At 74.2% G+C, this 16,143-nt stretch carries 17 protein-coding genes and 1 tRNA gene; 9 read left to right on the forward strand and 9 right to left on the reverse strand.

The annotated features are described in order from the left end of the window. Complete coding sequence (locus C1N71_RS00150; protein ID WP_137754553.1) at positions 1–555, reverse strand: FHA domain-containing protein FhaB/FipA; 555 nt, start codon at positions 553–555, stop codon at positions 1–3. Then, entirely contained in the window at positions 552–1,229 is a 678-nt protein-coding gene (locus tag C1N71_RS00155; RefSeq protein ID WP_175414029.1) for an FhaA domain-containing protein, read from the reverse strand. Before C1N71_RS00155 ends, C1N71_RS00150 begins: the two co-directional genes overlap by 4 nt. 134 nt (positions 1,230–1,363) lie before the next feature. Between C1N71_RS00155 and C1N71_RS00160 the strand changes: the two genes are divergently transcribed. After that, positions 1,364–1,447 (forward strand) — tRNA-Leu (locus tag C1N71_RS00160). A 93-nt stretch (positions 1,448–1,540) separates the two neighbouring features. Then, on the forward strand, positions 1,541–2,032 hold the full coding sequence (locus C1N71_RS00165; RefSeq protein WP_137754555.1) for a GNAT family N-acetyltransferase: 492 nt from the start codon (positions 1,541–1,543) through the stop codon (positions 2,030–2,032). Positions 2,033–2,061: 29 nt separating this feature from the next. Here C1N71_RS00165 and C1N71_RS00170 read toward each other — a convergent pair whose 3' ends face one another. Both C1N71_RS00170 and C1N71_RS00175 read right to left on the reverse strand, forming a co-directional pair. Then, positions 2,062–3,123, reverse strand: coding sequence for a zinc-dependent alcohol dehydrogenase family protein (locus tag C1N71_RS00170; RefSeq protein ID WP_137754556.1), 1,062 nt, complete (start codon positions 3,121–3,123; stop codon positions 2,062–2,064). Between the two features lie 139 nt (positions 3,124–3,262). After that, a complete protein-coding gene (locus C1N71_RS00175) occupies positions 3,263–4,738 on the reverse strand; it encodes an MDR family MFS transporter (protein WP_137754557.1) in 1,476 nt (491 codons plus the stop codon). A gap of 114 nt (positions 4,739–4,852) precedes the next feature. Between C1N71_RS00175 and C1N71_RS00180 the strand changes: the two genes are divergently transcribed. Continuing rightward, positions 4,853–5,467 carry a TetR/AcrR family transcriptional regulator gene (locus C1N71_RS00180; protein WP_217496010.1) on the forward strand — a complete coding sequence of 205 codons (615 nt, stop codon included), beginning with the start codon at positions 4,853–4,855 and terminating at the stop codon, positions 5,465–5,467. 18 nt (positions 5,468–5,485) lie between these two features. On the opposite strand, the gene C1N71_RS00185 is transcribed toward C1N71_RS00180, so the two are convergent. The 3 genes from C1N71_RS00185 to C1N71_RS00195 all read right to left on the reverse strand — a co-directional run bounded on the left by C1N71_RS00185 (position 5,486) and on the right by C1N71_RS00195 (position 8,681). Then, positions 5,486–6,298: a hypothetical protein gene (locus C1N71_RS00185; protein WP_137754558.1), complete on the reverse strand. Its 813-nt coding sequence runs from the start codon at positions 6,296–6,298 to the stop codon at positions 5,486–5,488. A 66-nt stretch (positions 6,299–6,364) separates the two neighbouring features. Next, a complete protein-coding gene (locus C1N71_RS00190) occupies positions 6,365–7,960 on the reverse strand; it encodes an ATP-binding cassette domain-containing protein (RefSeq protein ID WP_137754559.1) in 1,596 nt (531 codons plus the stop codon). 280 nt (positions 7,961–8,240) lie between these two features. Then, positions 8,241–8,681: a GNAT family N-acetyltransferase gene (locus tag C1N71_RS00195; protein ID WP_254678037.1), complete on the reverse strand. Its 441-nt coding sequence runs from the start codon at positions 8,679–8,681 to the stop codon at positions 8,241–8,243. 171 nt (positions 8,682–8,852) lie between these two features. Between C1N71_RS00195 and C1N71_RS00200 the strand changes: the two genes are divergently transcribed. The 6 genes from C1N71_RS00200 to C1N71_RS00225 all read left to right on the forward strand — a co-directional run bounded on the left by C1N71_RS00200 (position 8,853) and on the right by C1N71_RS00225 (position 14,355). Continuing rightward, entirely contained in the window at positions 8,853–9,992 is a 1,140-nt protein-coding gene (locus tag C1N71_RS00200) for an AI-2E family transporter (protein WP_137754560.1), read from the forward strand. 317 nt (positions 9,993–10,309) lie between these two features. After that, positions 10,310–10,885 carry a hypothetical protein gene (locus tag C1N71_RS00205; protein WP_137754561.1) on the forward strand — a complete coding sequence of 192 codons (576 nt, stop codon included), beginning with the start codon at positions 10,310–10,312 and terminating at the stop codon, positions 10,883–10,885. 58 nt (positions 10,886–10,943) lie between these two features. Further along, a complete protein-coding gene (locus tag C1N71_RS00210; protein ID WP_137754562.1) occupies positions 10,944–11,561 on the forward strand; it encodes a hypothetical protein in 618 nt (205 codons plus the stop codon). Positions 11,562–11,681: 120 nt separating this feature from the next. Continuing rightward, the gene (locus C1N71_RS00215) at positions 11,682–12,350 is read left to right on the forward strand and encodes a copper resistance CopC family protein (protein ID WP_137754563.1); all 669 of its coding nucleotides are present in this window, start codon (positions 11,682–11,684) and stop codon (positions 12,348–12,350) included. A 152-nt stretch (positions 12,351–12,502) separates the two neighbouring features. Continuing rightward, positions 12,503–13,108: a copper chaperone PCu(A)C gene (locus tag C1N71_RS00220; RefSeq protein ID WP_137754564.1), complete on the forward strand. Its 606-nt coding sequence runs from the start codon at positions 12,503–12,505 to the stop codon at positions 13,106–13,108. After that, positions 13,108–14,355 (forward strand): Dyp-type peroxidase, encoded by a 1,248-nt coding sequence (locus tag C1N71_RS00225; protein WP_137754565.1) that lies wholly within the window; start codon positions 13,108–13,110, stop codon positions 14,353–14,355. The genes C1N71_RS00220 and C1N71_RS00225 overlap by 1 nt, the downstream gene beginning before the upstream one ends. 60 nt (positions 14,356–14,415) lie before the next feature. Here C1N71_RS00225 and C1N71_RS00230 read toward each other — a convergent pair whose 3' ends face one another. Together C1N71_RS00230 and C1N71_RS00235 are read right to left on the reverse strand one after the other, a co-directional pair. Then, entirely contained in the window at positions 14,416–14,889 is a 474-nt protein-coding gene (locus C1N71_RS00230) for an SRPBCC family protein (protein ID WP_137754566.1), read from the reverse strand. 91 nt (positions 14,890–14,980) lie between these two features. Beyond that, a complete protein-coding gene (locus C1N71_RS00235; RefSeq protein ID WP_254678038.1) occupies positions 14,981–16,138 on the reverse strand; it encodes an acyl-CoA dehydrogenase family protein in 1,158 nt (385 codons plus the stop codon). Positions 16,139–16,143: the final 5 nt, after the last annotated feature.

The raw sequence follows: 16,143 nt of genomic DNA on the forward strand, positions 1-16,143 counted from the left end.
TCACCGCCTCAGCTCGAACGTGGTGGTGCCGATGCGCAGCTCCACGCCCGGGGTCACGGATGCCGAACCCTGCACGCGACGACCGCCGACGAACGTCCCGTTCGTCGAGCCGAGGTCCTCGATGCGCCACTCGTCGCCGCGCAGCACGAGGCGTGCGTGGTTCGAGGACGTGTAGTCGTCCTTCACCTGCAGGCCGGAGCCGCTCGATCGGCCGATCGTGAGACCCGTCGCGGGCAGGTCGATCTCGAGGCCGGCGCGCGGGCCGCCCGTCACGACGAGGCGCGACGCGGGTCGGCTCGCCGGCGCGGCGGCGCGCGAGCCGCGGCCCATCTGCGTCACCGTGGTCGCCGCGTCCGGCGACACGGCCGTCGCGCTCGATCGGGCGGGAGGCGCCGTCGGCGTCGGGCTCGGCGCGGGCGTGCTGCCCTGCTGCTGCAAGCGCGTGATGCGCGAGCCGAAGAGGTCGCTGCGCAGCGAGTAGATGACGATGAAGATGAAGACCCACAGCAGCACGAGGAATCCCACGCGCAGCAGCAGCAGCGTCAGCTCGCTCATCGGTCGCCCCTCGACTCCGCGAGCACGCGGTACACGAGCCGCGTCGACCCGATGTCGATGATCGAGTCCGGCTCGAGCAGCGACTTCTTCAGCCGCCGGCCGTTGAGCAGCGTGCCGTTCGTCGACCCGAGGTCGGTGATCTGCGCTCGCGACCCGTCCCAGACGATCTCGGCGTGCGAGCGCGAGGCGCCGGCGTCGTCGACCGTGATGTCGGCGTCGGAGCCGCGGCCGATGATCGTGCGGCCCTTCCGCAGCGAGACGCGGTTGCCCTTGATGTCGACGACGGCCCGCCAGGCGACCTCGCCCTTCGCGAGCTCCGCATCCACGGCGAGGATGCCGGTGGCGAGCGCGTCGTCGCGCTCGAGCGTCAGGTCGATGCCGCCGGCGAACGAGTACTGGTTCTCGGCGGCGTGCCTCTGCAGCGCAGACCGCAGCTCGTCGGTGAGCGACTCGCCCAGGCGCGACATGCGCGCGTGGTCCTCGGGGGAGAGGCGCACGGTGAGGCGGTTGGGCACGAGGATGCGGTCGCGGGAGACGACGGATGCGTTCGTGTCGAGCTCGCGCTTGAGGGCCGCGACGATCTCCAACGGCTCGACGCCGCTGCGGAACGTCTTGGCGAATGCGCCGTTGACGACCCGCTCGAGCCCGCGCTCGAAGCTGTCGAGGATTCCCACCGTCTTGTCGTGCCTCTCGTCTCGTGCGTCCCTCAGGGTACGGGATGAACGTAGCGAGCGCGTCGCAGCGCGCATCGGCGGACCCTTCGGCTCTGCTAGAGTCTCGTGGTTGGCTCGCAGCGATGCGGCCGCACGCGCGAGTGGCGGAATTGGCAGACGCGCTGGCTTCAGGTGCCAGTGCCCGCAAGGGCGTGGGGGTTCAAGTCCCCCCTCGCGCACGGAGCTCCTCGAGAGCGCATCGGAAGGCCCGGATCCTCGGATCCGGGCCTTCCGTCGTCCGTCGGCCGGCTCGCGGATGGGATCCTCGAGCCATGACGTTCGCGCTGCGCCGCCTGGACCACGGGGACTGGTCCGCCGTCGAGCGGATCTACGCCGAGGGCATCGCGACCGGCCTCGCCACGTTCGAGTCGACGACCCCGTCGGCCGAGGCGTTCCACGCGACGCGGATCGCGGCGCTCGGCAGCGTCGCGGAGCAGGAGGGCGTCGTCGTCGGCTGGGTCGCGGCGTCCCCCGTCTCCGCCCGCGCGGCGTATCGCGGGGTCGTCGAGCACTCCGTCTACGTCGCGCAGGAGGCCCGCGGCGGCGGCATCGGCGAGGCGCTGCTGCGCCGACTGCTGCAGGACGCCGAGGCGCGCGGCGTCTGGACCGTGCAGTCGTCGATCATCGCCGAGAACGTCGGCAGCATCCGCCTCCACGAGCGCGTGGGATACCGCGTCGTCGGCGTTCGCGAGCGCATCGGCCGCACGCCGGACGGCGTCTGGCACGACACCGTGCTCGTCGAGCGCCGCAGCGCGCTGCCCTGACTCGATCCCCTGTCCGGCGGGCGACGCGGTCAGGGACGGACGATCACCTTGATCGCCCGGCGCTCGTCCATCGCCCGGTACGCCTCCGCCACGTCCTCGAGCGGCACCTCCATGTCGAAGACGCGACCGGGGTCGAGCGAGCCGTCGAGCACCTCGGGCAGCAGCTCGAGGATGTACGGGCGCACGGGCGCGACGCCGCCGCGCACGCCCACGTTCGTCGAGAACAGCTGCCGGATGGGCAGCTCAGGGCCGCCGGCGGGCACGCCGACGAAGCCCACCTGGCCGCCGGGCCGCGCCGATCGCAGCGCCTGATCCATCGACTCGGCCGTGCCGACGCACTCGAGCACGACGTCGGGGCCGATGCCGTCGAACATCGCGTGGAGGCGCTCGGCGCCCTCGTCGCCGCGCTGGGCGACGACGTCGGTGGCGCCGAACGCGACCGCGAGCCGCTGCCGGTCCGCGTGGCGCGACATCGCGACGATGCGCGAGGCGCCGAGCCGCTTCGCCGCCAGCACGGCGCTGAGCCCGACGGCGCCGTCGCCGACGACCGCGACGGTCGAGCCCTCGCGCACCCCGCCCGACAGCGCGGCGTGGTGGCCCGTCGGCATGACGTCGGAGAGCGCGAGCAGGCTCGGGAGCAGCTCCGGCGCCGGGTCGCCGGGCACGACGACGAGGGTGCCGTCGGCGAGCGGCACGCGCACCCGCTCGCCCTGTCCGGCGTCGGCGAAGCCCTCCTCGCCCTCCGAGCCCCAGCCGCCGCCGTGCAGGCACGACGTCGTGATGCCGTTGCGGCAGTTCGCGCACTCGCCGCACGAGATGACGAAGGGCGCGATCACGAGGTCGCCCGGCTGCATGGTGCGCACGGCTGCGCCGACCTCCTCGATGACGCCGACGAACTCGTGGCCGATGCGGCGAGGCTCCTCAATCGGTCGCACCCCGCGGTAGGGCCACAGGTCCGAGCCGCACACGCACGCGGCCACCACGCGCACGATCGCGTCGCGACCGGTGGCATCCGGCCCCGTCCGCAGCGCCGGATCCGGCACGTCCTCGACGCGGACGTCGCGCTCGCCGTGGATGATCGTCGCTCGCATGGTGATGCTCCTCGCGTGGATGGGCATCCAGCCTGGCACGGTCGCAGCGGCGTGCCGTGTCCCTCGTCGAACCCGCACGAGAGCGGTGCGAGACGTGCAGGATGCCCGCGAGGCCGCGCTCACGTGCGGATTCGACGAGTCAGCTGGTGGGTCGCCCGGACTCGGCGGCGGTGTCCGCCCCCGAGCCGCGCACGAACGCCGCGAGCACGACGGCGCCGAGCGACAGGACCGCGCCCACGACGAACGCCGTGTGCACGCCCGCGCTGCTGGCGGCAGCAGCATCCGTCACGCCATCCGCCGCCGCAGCCGCCGCGCCGACGGCCATGAGCGTGACGAACAGCGCGGTGCCGGCGGCGCCGCCGACCTGCTGCAGCGTCGACATGAGCGCCGAGCCGTGGGAGTACAGGCGTCGTGGGAGCGAGCCGAGCGCCGAGGTGAGCAGCGGCGTGAAGACGAAGGCGATGCCTGCGTTCAGCGCCAGGTGCATGGCGATGACGAGCGAGGCGGGCGAGTCGGCGTCGAGCGTCGTCATCCACCACAGCGCCGCGCTCACGACGATCGCGGCCGGCAGCACGAGCGGGCGCGGGCCGAAGCGGTCGAAGAGGGCTCCGACGATCGGTGCGAGCACGCCCATGAGCACCCCGCCGGGCAGCAGCATGAGCCCCGTCGTGAGCGCATCGAGCCCGAGCGCGTTCTGCAGGTAGAGGGGCAGCAGGATCAGCGTGCCGAGCATGAGGCCGAACATGATCACGACGAGCACGACGGCGAGCACGAACGAGCGGGCGCGGAAGACGGCCAGGTCGAGCAGCACGCGGTCGGTGCCGCCCAGCGCGAGCTGCCGCCAGACGAAGGCGCCGAGCGCCGCGACGCCGACGGCGAGCGGCACCCACAGCGGCAGGGCCGAGTGGCCCTCCGCCGACTCGCCGATGGAGGCGAGGCCGTAGACGAGGCCGCCGAACCCGAGGGCGGCGAGCGGGATGGACACGACGTCGAGGTGCGCGGGCTTCGTGTCGGTGAGGTTCCGCACGAACACCGCGCCGAGCGCGAGCGACGCCACGGCGATGGGCAGCACGAAGAGGAAGAGCCAGTGCCATTCGAACGCCGAGAGGATGAGGCCGGACGCCGTCGGACCGATCGCGGGCGCGACGGCGATGACGACCGAGACGAGGCCCATGAAGCGGCCGCGTCGCTCGGGCGGCACGACCGAGAGCACCGTCGTGAACAGCAGCGGCATCATGATCGCCGTGCCGGCGGCCTGGACGACGCGGCCGACGAGCAGCACCTCGAAGCCCGGTGCGATCGCGGCGACCGCCGTGCCGGCGGTGAAGAGCCCCATCGCGACGAAGAAGAGGGAGCGCAGCGGGAAGCGCTGCAGCAGGAACCCGGTGGTCGGGATGACGACGGCCATCGTGAGCAGGAAGCCGGTCGTGAGCCACTGCGCCGTCGAGGTCGTGATGCCGAGGTCGATCGTCAGCTGCGGAATCGCGACGCCCATGATCGTCTCGTTGAGGATGACGACGAAGGCGCTCGCGACGAGCAGCGCGAGCACAGGCCCCGGGCGCACGTGCGCGGGCGTGACGGTCGAGGTCGAGGCGGTGGCGGTGGGGCTGGTCATGGCGTCCTCGTCTGCGGCTGCGTGTCGTCGGAGCGCCGAGCCCCATCGATCTGCGCATCCGCGTCAATCTGGCAGTGACTGCCACGTTGACGCGGACTACCGTAGCATGGGCGCGTGACGATCGACCATCCCGCCGGCGCAGACCTGCGCGAGCGCCGTCGATCGCAGACGCGAGGCGAGATCGCGGAAGCCGCGCTCGACCTCTTCGAGCGGCAGGGGGTCGCGGCGACGACGGTCGAGGACATCGCGGCAGCGGCCGGCGTCTCGCCGCGCACCTTCTACCGCCTGTGCGGCACGAAGGAGCAGGCGGTGCTCGACGACGCCGAGATCGCCGCCGCGATGGCCGACGCCGTCGCGTCCCTCGATCCGTCGCGACCGCTCCGCGCGCAGCTCGTCGCCTTCTGGCGCGAGCACCTGCTGATCCTCGAGGACGACGCCGAGGGTCATCGGCGCCACCTGCGCGTGCGACGGCTCATCGGCGACGAGCCCGCGCTGCTCGCCGCCGCGCTGCGGCGGGAGCACGAGCGCGACGAGCGGTTCCTCGCCGACCTCGTGGCCGCGACCGGCCGCGACGAGCTGCAGATGCGGGCGCTCGTCGAGTGGCAGTCGGTGCTCATCCGACTCACGATCGAGGGATGGGTGCGTGCCTCCGCCGACGGGACGGGCGTCCGGCTGCAGTCGGTCTACGACCGGGCCCTCGCCGCGCTCGTGGGGTGCGAGTCGATCTGAGCCGCGGTCGGTCGCGCGTCAGGTGCGGCGGTCGAGCTCGACGAGGGCGCCGAGCGGTGCGGCATCGGCCCGCTCGCGCTCGGCCGGGCCGAGGAGGCCGCGGGCGACGAGCGCCTCGAGGGCCTCGCGGCGCTCTGCACGCATCGCCTCGCGCGGGCCCTCGGGCAGCACGGCGATCGCCGCGCCCGCGGCGGCCGAATCTGGTAGCCCGGTCACGGGGAACCAGTCGCGCGTGCGCTCCGCCGGGCGCGAGACGAGCAGCAGCGCGAGCATCGTCGCGACCGACACGGCAGCGGCGACGCCGGTCGCCGCCAGGGCCGCGGCGGGCGATGCGCCCTCGTCGGCTCGGCGGAGCACGACCGGCAGCGTGAGAAGCGCGAGCACGAGCGTCGCGCCCGGCAGCGCCAGGTCGGAGCGCAGCCGCACTCGCTGCCGGCGCAGCCAGAAGGCGAGCGACGACAGCGGCAGCGCGACCGCGACGCCGAAGCAGGCGGCGACGATCGGGAACGCCACGGCCGCGTCCAGCGGCTCGGAGACGTCGATCCGCGCGCCCCCGTTCCCCACGACGATCGAGCCGTCGGCCACGACGACCGCGAATCCCACGACCGGCGCGGCGAGCGCGAGCAGCGAGGCGATGACGAGGAGCGCGGTGCCCACGCGGCCGCCGACGGGGTGCCGACGTCCGCCCGGGTCGTCGACCCGACGCCTGCCGAGCGCGCGCAGCGCAGCGTGGTCGTGGCGCAGCACGTGCGCCTCGAGGTCGGCGAGCGACGCGCGCTCGGGCACGACTGCACGTGCCCACGTCACGGCATCCGGGATGTCGACGCTCACGATCCGCCTCCTCGTCGCTCGCCGGCGAGCCTGCCACGCCGTCCTGGGCGCAGGCTCCGCCGTGGCTCAGGCCGGTCCGTCGTGCAGCACGCCTCGCTCGACGGTCCACCGCCTCGTGACGCCGACGTCGGCGAGGAAGCGCTCGTCGTGGCTCACGACGACGAGCGCGCCCTCGAAGCCCGCGAGCGCGTCGACGAGATGGCCGATCGCGTCGACGTCGAGGTCGTTCGTCGGCTCGTCGAGCAGCAGCAGCCGCGGCGCGGGATCGGCGAGCAGCATGCGCGCGAGCGCGAGCCGCAGGCGCTCGCCACCCGACAGCCCGGCCGCGAGCCGCTCGCCGTCCGCGCCGCGGAACAGGAAGCGGGCGAGCATCGCGCGCGCCTGCAGCGGCGTCGCGTGCGGGTTCGCGGCTCGCAGCACCTCCACGAGGGTCGCCGACTCGTCGACCTCGGTGCGCTGCGCGAGCACGGCGAGCTCCGGGATGCGGTGCGCGACCGGCGCGACGGCCGCGCGCTCGGGCGTCGCCGGCCACGCCTCGATGGCGCGCAGCAGGGTCGTCTTGCCCGAGCCGTTGAGGCCGGCGAGCGCGACGCGCTCCGGGCCGCGCACGACGACGCGACCATCCGGTCCGCCGAGCTCGAGCACCGTCGTGCCGTTCGGCACACGCGTCTCGGGCATCGGCACCCGGATCGAGCGGTCGTCGCGCACCGCCTCCTCCGCGACGGCGATCGCGGCGAGCGCGCTCGCCTCGCGGCCCTGGTGCAGCCTGCCGCTCGCAGCCGTCGTCGCCTCCGACTGGTTGCGCAGCGCATTCACCATGATCCGCGGGATGCCGCCGGCCGCCTGCGCGCGCCGACCCGCGGCCTCCGCCTGCTGCCGCCGCTCGTGCGCCTCGATGCGGTCGGCGCGCTCGCGCCGGTGCTCGGCGCGCGCATCCTGCAGTCGACGTCGCGCGGCAGCCTGCTCGGCGGCGATCGCCTGCTCGTAGACCGACCATGGCCCGTCGAACGTGCGCAGCTCGCGGCCGTGGATCTCGGCGATGCGGTCGACGTGCTCGAGCAGGGCGCGGTCGTGGCTCGCGACGACGAGGGTGCCCGGCCATGCGCGGATGGCCGCGACGAGGTCGGCGCGCGCCTCGGCGTCGAGGTTGTTCGACGGCTCGTCGAGCAGCGCGATCGGAGCCCCCGAGAGCCGGATGCCGGCGAGGCCGACGCGGATCGCCTCGCCGCCCGAGAGGCTGCGCATCGGGCGGTCGAGCAGCGACTCGTCGCCCTCGACGCCCGCCGAGGCGAGCGCAGCCAGGGCCTCGGCCTCCACGCCCCAACGGTCGCCGACGGCGTCGAAGCGGGCGGGATCCACGTCGCCGTCCTCGATCGCGGCGATCGCGTCGCGCACGTTCGCGATGCCGAGGGCATCCGCGACCGTGCCGGGATGCGACGGCAGCGACTGCGGCAGGGTCGCTGCGGGCCCGCTCGCGACGACCGCGCCCGACGTGGGTGCGAGGTCGCCGGCGACGAGGCGCAGCAGGGTGGTCTTGCCGGTGCCGTTGCGGCCGACGAGGCCCGTGGCGCCTGGGCCGAAGGTGCCGGAGACGTCGTCGAGCGCGACGGTGCCGTCGGGCCAGACGACGCTGGCATGGGTGAGCTGGATGGTCGAAGACACGGTGTCCTCCAAGAGCGCTTCGCTGCGCGCTGAGGACCGATGCGGTGCGTGTGCCGCTCTCAGCGCGCGATGGTCGCGTCGCGGAGGATCTCCGTCATCGTCTGCTCTCGTGGTCGTGCTGCGTCCGCGCTCTCACCGCGGGCCGGTCGGCTGGCGATGCTACCCGCTCGCCGGCGAGCGCGCCAGGTGCCTCTCCGACCGATCCAGGTGCAGCTGCGACCAGTCAGCTGGAACGCGCGATCGTCGGATGCAGGCGGATGCGCGCGATGGCGCTCCTCGCTCAGGTCAGCAGCGACATGCCCGTGCGCGCCGGGGCGACGTCCTCGAAGCCGTGCGCCTCGTAGAGGCGACGGCCGGGCGGATCCGCGGTGAGGGTGACGTACGCACCGGGCTCGGCGCGCTCGCGGATCTCGGCGAGCAGCGACCGCAGCACGGCCTTGCCGAGACCGCGCCCCTGATGCTCGGGCAGCGTCGCCATGTCGGCGACGAGGAAGTACCAGCCGCCGTCGCCCACGACGCGCCCCATCGCGACCGCCGGGCCCGCTCCGCCCGCGCCCGCGAGCCGCACGGTGCGCCACGTCCACGTGCCCGCGATCGCGCCCTCCGCCTGCCCGGCCGTCTTCGGCGACAGGCCCGAGACCGCGCGCAGCCTGCGGTACTCGTCGACGGTGGGCGGCTCGAGGAGCATGCGGTAGCCGGAGGCGAGGGATGCGTCGGTCACGTCCGTCACGCTAGCCGTGACCGCCCACGCTGGTCGTGACCCCGCAGGCTGGTCGCCACCGCCCACGCCCGGCGCTACCGCATCCTCGCGCATCCGCGCCAGCGCGGCGCTGCGTGCGGCATCGGCCCAGCGGCCGCGGCTAGCGTGGACGCATTCCACGAGGGGGATGCGATGGGACTCTTCAGCAAGCCGGCCGCAAGGCCGACCGAGGTCGTGCAGCGCGCCGCCCGTCCGCCGTGGTCGCTGTGGGGCGACTCGTTCGGTCGGCTCGCGACGCGGTCGCTGCAGATCATCCTCGTGCTCGTCGTCGTCGCCGGCGCCGTCTACGCCATGACGCAGCTGACGATCGTCATCATCCCCGTCATCCTCGCGCTCATCTTCGCGTCGGCCTTCGCACCGGTCATGTCGTGGATGCGCCGCAAGGGCGTCCCCTCGATCGTCGCGACGATCCTCGCGCTGCTCGCGATCGTCGTCGTGCTCGGCGGCGTGGTCACGCTCATCGTGAACGCCGTCCGGAACCAGTTCGACGACCTGCGCGACCAGGCCGTCGAGGGCTTCGACCAGGTGGTGCAGTGGGTGTCGACGCTGCCCTTCGCGCCCACCGACGAGCAGATCTCCGACGCGCGCGACGCCATCATCGACTTCGTCACGAGCGCGCAGTTCGGGTCGGGCGCGCTCGCCGGCGTCAGCGCCGCCGCGAACTTCGTCACGGGGCTCGTGCTCATGGTCGTCGTGCTGTTCTTCTTCCTGAAGGACGGCCCGCGCATCTGGGAGTTCCTGCTGCGCCCGTTCGAGGGCGAGTCGTACGCGCGCGCCAAGCGCATCGGCGACAAGACGGTCGGCACGCTCGGCGGGTACGTGCGCGGCACGGCGACCGTCGCGCTCGTCGACGCCGTCGGCATCGGCCTCGTGCTCGCGATCCTGCAGGTGCCGCTCGCGCTGCCGCTCGCGGTGCTCGTCTTCCTGCTGGCGTTCGTGCCGCTCGTCGGCGCGACGGTCGCGGGCGCCCTCGCGACGCTCGTCGCCCTCGTCGCCAACGATCTCGTCTCGGCGATCATCGTGCTCGTCGCCGTCATCGCCGTGAACCAGCTGGAGGGCAACTTCCTGCAGCCGGTCGTCATGGGCCGCTCCCTCAAGCTGCACGCGCTCGTCATCCTCATCGCCCTCACGATCGGCACCGTGCTCGGTGGCATCGTCGGCGCCGTGCTGTCGGTGCCGATCGCGGCCGTCGCGTGGGGCATCGTGCAGGTGTGGGACGGCGAGGACCGGCCCGCGCGGATGTTCCGGCAGAAGCGACCCGAGATCGCCTGATCGCCCGCCGCAGCAGGCGGATGGTTCGGCGCGATCGCGACGTCGGCCAGCGTCCGTCGCGCCGGATGGTTCGGCGTCGGACCGACACGAGCTCGCGCCCGAGGCATCGGATCGTTCGGCAGGCGAACGATCCGCTGCCCCCCGTCCACATGCATGGCGGCTCTCCGCTGTCAACGGCTGGCAGGCGTCGGTGGCGACGTGTTGGCTATGAGTCGGCAGCAGCGCCGCTCTCGTCGACCCCCATTCCGAGCAGCGGCGGCCACGCCGCACGACGCGCCGCGACCAGCGACGCACGAGCGCGAACGAGGGGAGCAGCGATGACGACGACGGCACCGGAGCGAGGACCGATCGAGCACGCGGACCTCGATGGCGCAGCCCTGCTGCAGCAGGTGCGCCTCTCGACGCATCGGCTGCTGGGCGCGACGATGCGCCTGGGCGACGTCGAGCTGCTGCTGCCCGCCGCGAGCGGTCTCGGCACGCGGCGCCACGTCGTCGCGCGGCTCGTCCGGCACGCCCGTCGCGTCACCGCCTCGCCCGACGACCCCGCGCGCGGCCTCGCGAGCGACTCGCTGCTCAAGGCCCCCGCGGCCGACCTCGTCGACGCGCTCGCCACGACGCTCACGACCGTCGTCCGTCGCCTCGACGACGATCCCGCAGCGCGCATCCCCGCCGACGACGGCGACGAGCTGTGCGCGCGCGACCACCTGGCGTGGCTCGAGCTCACCCACGTCGACCTCGGCGTCGGATTCGAGATGCACGACATCCCCGAGGCCGCGCTGCCGGCCATCACGGCGCACCTCGAGCGGTGGACGGCGCCGGACGCGAACGGCACCGTCGCCGGCAACAGCCCCTTCGCCCTGCTCTTCGCGCGCGACGAGCGACCGCGCCGCTGAGCCGACGAGCGACACGCGTCGCCGCTCCTCGCTCCTGGCGGCATGGGAGGATCGAGGCATGACGAGACGGCAGGCGCGCGCGCTGCGCGGCCTCGTCGTCGCCGGCCTCGCGACCTTCGTCGCGCTCGTCTCCCACGTCACCGCGGGCGGCCCGATGCCCGGGCCGATCGGCATCGTCGTGCCGCTCGTGCTCGCGATCTTCGCGAGCGTGCTGCTCTCGGGTGCGACGCACGCGCTCTGGCGCCTCGTGCCGTCGGTCGCGGCGAGCCAGCTGCTCTTCCACGCGCTCTTCGTGCTCGGCACGCACACGGCATCCCTCGGCGTCGCGGGTCACGCCCACCACGCCACGCAGTCGGAGCTCGCCGGCGCGCTCGCCGCATCCGCGGGGTCGTCATCCATGACGCACGCGATGCACGCCGACGCGACGATGTGGCTGCACCACGCCCTCGCCGGCGCGCTCACGATCGCGCTGATCGCCCGCGGCGAGCGCGCCCTCGCGCGCCTGGCGTCGTTCGCCTTCTTCGTGCTGCGACGCCTCGTCGTCGTGCTCGTCCCCGTGCGTCCGGCGGCGCCCGTCGCGCTGCGTGCGACGTGGTCGACGCCGCGCACCTGGTCGCTCTCGCGCCGGCAGGCGCCCTCCCTCCTCCGCGGACCGCCGGCGGCGCTCGCCTCGTAGCGCTGCAGGGTCGACGATCCGTCGACCCCGGAGCCGACCGCGCTCGCGGCCGGCCCGCCCTCCGCTGCGTCGCGCCCGCGAGGGCCGACGCATCCGTGTCCGAACCTCAGGAGGACACCCATGCGTGCACGCACGCGCGACGCTCGACGTCGCCCCATCCATCCCGCGCTCGCCGCCGCCGTCGGCGCCGCGCTCGCGATCGCCGCACCTCTCGCGGGCGCGACGACCGCATCCGCCCACTCCGCGCTCGTCTCGAGCGACCCGGCACCCGGCGCCGCGCTCGACGCGCCGCCGACGCAGATCACCCTCACGTTCAACGAGGACGTCCTCGAGATGGGGGCCGCCGTCTTCGTGGTCGACGCCGCGGGCGTCGACCACGCGGGCGAGCCGGTCGTGGCCGGCCCCGTCGTGACCGTGCCGATCGAGGGCACCCTGCCCGGCGGCGCCATCGAGGCGCGCTGGCGCGTCGTGTCGGCCGACGGCCACCCCATCTCCGACGTGCTGCCGTTCACGGTGGCGGGCGAGGCGCCCACGGCGTCGGCGTCGGCCGAGCCGGCGCCGAGCGAGGCGAGCGAGCCGCCGATCGCGGAGGCGGAGCCGGACGAGGCGGATGCGGACGCCGCCGACGCGCAGGCGGCGACCGCGAGCGACGACGCGGACGCGACGCGCACCGTGCTCGTCGGCGTCGCGGGCGCCGCGGCCGCGCTCGTCGTGCTCGCGATCGTGCTCGGCGTACGGCGCTCGCGCCGCGCGGCAGCCGACGGCGGCGCCACGCCACCCGAGGGCTGAGCGCCCGGCGTCGGCAGCCGGACGCTCCGACCCTCCCCACCCGCGACGCCGAGCCGACGTGCTCGTCGTCGACCCCGCGGCGCGCCATCGCGCCGCGGCCATCCACGCATCGACGCGGTCCTGGCGACCGCGCAGACCCTGAAGGAACCACCATGCGATCCATCGCACCGCGCCGCGCAGGCGCCCTGTCCATCGTCCTCGCCGCAGCCGTCGCCCTCGTCGGCTGCAGCGCACCCACCGAGCCCCAGGCGCCCGAGGAGCCCGCGACCATGGCCGAGTCGGTCGTCGCCGCCGACGTCTGGATCAAGGCGGCCGACGACGGCATGACCGCCGCCTTCGGCACGCTGACGAACGAGGGCGACGCCGCCGTGCGGGTCGTCGGCGTCGCATCCGGCGTCGCGACCGCCATGGAGCTGCACGAGACCGTCGAGGACGACTCGGGGCAGATGATCATGCGCGAGGTCGACGGCTTCGACGTCGAGCCGGGCGCGACGCTCGCGCTCGAGCCCGGCGGGAACCACCTCATGGTCATGGGCCTCACCGCGCCCATCGTCGCCGGCGACGACGTCGTCATCACCCTGACGTTCGACGACGGCTCGACGCTCGAGCTGACCGCGACCGCGCGCGACTACTCGGGCGCCAACGAGTCGTACGAGGGCGATGACGACATGTCGGACATGGACCACGGCGACATGGACCACGGCGACATGGGCGGCAGCGACATGGGCCACGGCGACGCCGCGGGCTCGGACCGCTGATGCGCGGTCGCGACGCCCGGGCGCGCACCTCGCCGCCGACGTCGCGGCACGCCCTGAGCCGGCGGCAGCTCCTCCTCGGAGGCGCCGTCGCCGGCGCGGGCGCCGCCGCCGCGATCGGCGCGGACGCCGTGGCGCGCGTCGCGGGCGCATCCGTCGCGGATGCGCCGACGGCGGAGCCGCTGCACGGCGACGCCGTCGTGCCCTTCCACGGCGCGCACCAGGCCGCGTTCACGATCCCGCCGCAGGCGCACGCGACGATGATCGCGCTCGACCTGCTGCCCGCGACCGACGCCGACGCGCTGCGGCGGATGCTGCGGGTCCTGTCGGACGACGCCGCACGCCTCACGCAGGGCGAGCCGGCGCTCGCGGACTCGGAGCCCGAGCTCGCGCTCGTCCCCGCCCGGCTCACCGCGACGATCGGGCTCGGGTCGGCCGCGGTCGCCCTCACGGGCGCGCAGGCGCCCCCGTGGCTCGCGCCGCTGCCGTCCTTCGCGATCGACGCGCTCGAGGATGCGTGGTCGGGTGGCGACGTGCTGCTCGAGGTCGCCGGCGACGACCCGCTCGCGGTCGCCCACGCGCAGCGCATGCTGCTGAAGGGCACGCGCTCGTTCGCGACGATCCGCTGGGTGCAGTCCGGCTTCCGTCGCAGCCGCGGCGCCGAGCCGCAGGGCACGACGATGCGCAACCTCTTCGGGCAGGTCGACGGCACGGTGAACCCGCAGCCGGGCACCGCCGACTTCGACCGGCTCGTGTGGATCCGCGAGGGCTGGCTCGCGGGCGGCACGTCCCTCGTCGTCCGGCGCATCCGCATGGACCTCGACCGCTGGGATCGGCTCGATCGCCCCGGCCGAGAGCAGGCCGTCGGTCGCACGCTCGCGAACGGCGCCCCGCTCACGGGTCGGCTCGAGCACGACGAGCCCGACTTCGAGGCGCGCACGCCGATCGGCTTCCCCGTCATCCCGGAGTTCTCCCACATGCGCCGCGCGCGCAGCGACGATCCGTCGCAGCGCTTCCACCGGAGGGCGTTCAACTACGACGAGCGCCCCGCGGGGGCGAGCGTGTCGGAGTCGGGGATGCTGTTCACGGCGGCGCAGGCGGATCCGCTCGCGCAGTTCGTGCCCATCCAGCAGCGGCTCAGCGACCTCGACCTGCTCAACGAGTGGACGACGCCGATCGGCTCGGCGGTGTTCGCGATCCCGCCGGGATGCGAGCCCGGAGGCTTCGTCGGCGAGACGCTCTTCGCCTGACGGAGGTGCAGCGCGGCGCGGCGGCCGGGCGCGATGCTCCCGGCCGCCGCGCGTTCGCCGTCAGCGACCCGTCGCGTCGGGGTCGCGGTCGATGTCGCCGTCCCAGCGGCCCGACTCCGCCCCCTCCGACTCGATGAGCGTCTTGAAGCGCGCGAGGTCGCCGCGCACGCTCGCGTCGTCGATGCCCACGGCCGCGCCGACCTTCTCGAGGAAGCCCTCCGGCTCCCAGTCGAGCTGCAACGCGACCCGGGTCGTGTCGTCGTCGACGCGGTGGAAGGTGACGACGCCCGCATGCGTCACGTCGCCGTCGGCGGCCCAGGCGATGCGCTCGTCGGGGTGCTGCTCGGTGATGCGCGCCTCGAAGTCGCGCTCCTGCCCGCCGATCCTCACGTGCCAGCGGAGGCGGTCGTCGCCGAGCTGCTCGATGCGCTCGACGTGGTCCATGAAGCGGGGGAACGACTCGAACTGCGTCCACTGCCCGTAGACGCTCGAGATGGGCGCGCGGACGTCGACCTGCTCGGTGATGGTGGCCATGGGTGGGCTCCTCTCGTTCGGTCCTGCGACCGTACGGAGGGCGCCCAGGACGGTCAGCACCGTTGCGCACGGGGGCGACCGTCCGGATGCATCAGCCCCGGAAGGCCGGGATGCCCGTGAGCGCCTGCCCGATGACGAGGGTGTGCACCTCGTCGGTGCCCTCGTAGGTGCGCACGCTCTCGAGGTTGAGCGCGTGCCGCATGGGCGAGCGCTCGAGGGTCACGCCGTTGCCGCCGAGGATGCCGCGCGCCTCGCGCGCGATCCGGATCGCCGCGCGGCACGAGGCGAGCTTGCCCATCGAGATCTGGTGCGGCTCGAGGACGCCGGCATCCTTGCGCCGGCCGAGGTGCAGGGCGAGCAGCTGGCACTGGTGCAGCTCGAGGGCCATCTCGGCCAGGCGCGCCTGCGTCAGCTGCATGCTCGCGAGCGACCGGCCGAAGAGCTCCCGCTCGCTCGCGTAGGCGAGCGCGACCTCGAGGGAGTCGCGTGCGGCGCCGAGCGCTCCCCATGCGATGCCGAACCGCGCCTCGTTGAGGCACTCGAACGGCGCCCGCAGCCCGCGCGCCTCGGGCAGTCGCATCCGCTCGGGCACGCGCACGCCGTCGAGCGCGATGTCGCACTGGATGCTCGCACGCATCGAGAGCTTCTGGCCGATGGGCGTCGCGGTGAAGCCCGCGCTCGCGGTGTCGACGAGGAAGCCGCGGATGCCCTCGTCGGTCTGCGCCCAGATCACGGCGACGTCGGCGATGGAGGCGAGGCCGATCCAGCGCTTCGCGCCGTCGAGGATCCAGTCGTCGCCGTCGCGGCGCGCGACCGTCTGCATCGAGCCGGGGTCGCTGCCGGCGTTCGGCTCGGTGAGGCCGAAGCACCCGATCGTCTCGCCACGCGCCATCCGCGGCAGCCACTGCGCCCGCTGCTCGTCGCTGCCGTGCTTCGCGATCGCGCTCATCGCGAGCGAGCCCTGCACGCTGACGAAGGTGCGGATGCCGCTGTCGCCCGCCTCGAGCTCCTGCATCGCGATGCCGTACTCCACGGCGGAGCGGCCCGCGCATCCGTGCCCGTGGAGGTGCATGCCGAGCAGCCCCTCGGCGGCGAGCGCGGGCACGAGCTCGGTGGGGAAGCGGGCCGCCTCGAACCACTCGGCGACGTGCGGACGGATGTCGCGGTCGACGAGGGCGCGCACGCGGGCGCGCGTCGCGCGCTCCTCGTCGCTCAGCAGCGCCTCGATGTCGAGCAGGTCGGTGGTCACGGTGC

Source organism: Agrococcus sp. SGAir0287, assembly GCF_005484985.1.
In the GTDB taxonomy this organism is placed as follows: domain Bacteria; phylum Actinomycetota; class Actinomycetes; order Actinomycetales; family Microbacteriaceae; genus Agrococcus.

Excerpts from the sequence above, each read along its gene's own strand:
- C1N71_RS00150 (WP_137754553.1), bottom strand. The coding sequence starts at position 555 with ATGAGCGAGCTGACGCTGCTGCTGCTGCGCGTGGGATTCCTCGTGCTG.
- C1N71_RS00165 (WP_137754555.1), top strand. The coding sequence starts at position 1,541 with ATGACGTTCGCGCTGCGCCGCCTGGACCACGGGGACTGGTCCGCCGTC.
- C1N71_RS00170 (WP_137754556.1), bottom strand. The coding sequence starts at position 3,123 with ATGCGAGCGACGATCATCCACGGCGAGCGCGACGTCCGCGTCGAGGAC.
- C1N71_RS00175 (WP_137754557.1), bottom strand. The coding sequence starts at position 4,738 with ATGACCAGCCCCACCGCCACCGCCTCGACCTCGACCGTCACGCCCGCG.
- C1N71_RS00200 (WP_137754560.1), top strand. The coding sequence starts at position 8,853 with ATGGGACTCTTCAGCAAGCCGGCCGCAAGGCCGACCGAGGTCGTGCAG.
- C1N71_RS00205 (WP_137754561.1), top strand. The coding sequence starts at position 10,310 with ATGACGACGACGGCACCGGAGCGAGGACCGATCGAGCACGCGGACCTC.
- C1N71_RS00210 (WP_137754562.1), top strand. The coding sequence starts at position 10,944 with ATGACGAGACGGCAGGCGCGCGCGCTGCGCGGCCTCGTCGTCGCCGGC.
- C1N71_RS00215 (WP_137754563.1), top strand. The coding sequence starts at position 11,682 with ATGCGTGCACGCACGCGCGACGCTCGACGTCGCCCCATCCATCCCGCG.
- C1N71_RS00220 (WP_137754564.1), top strand. The coding sequence starts at position 12,503 with ATGCGATCCATCGCACCGCGCCGCGCAGGCGCCCTGTCCATCGTCCTC.
- C1N71_RS00225 (WP_137754565.1), top strand. The coding sequence starts at position 13,108 with ATGCGCGGTCGCGACGCCCGGGCGCGCACCTCGCCGCCGACGTCGCGG.
- C1N71_RS00230 (WP_137754566.1), bottom strand. The coding sequence starts at position 14,889 with ATGGCCACCATCACCGAGCAGGTCGACGTCCGCGCGCCCATCTCGAGC.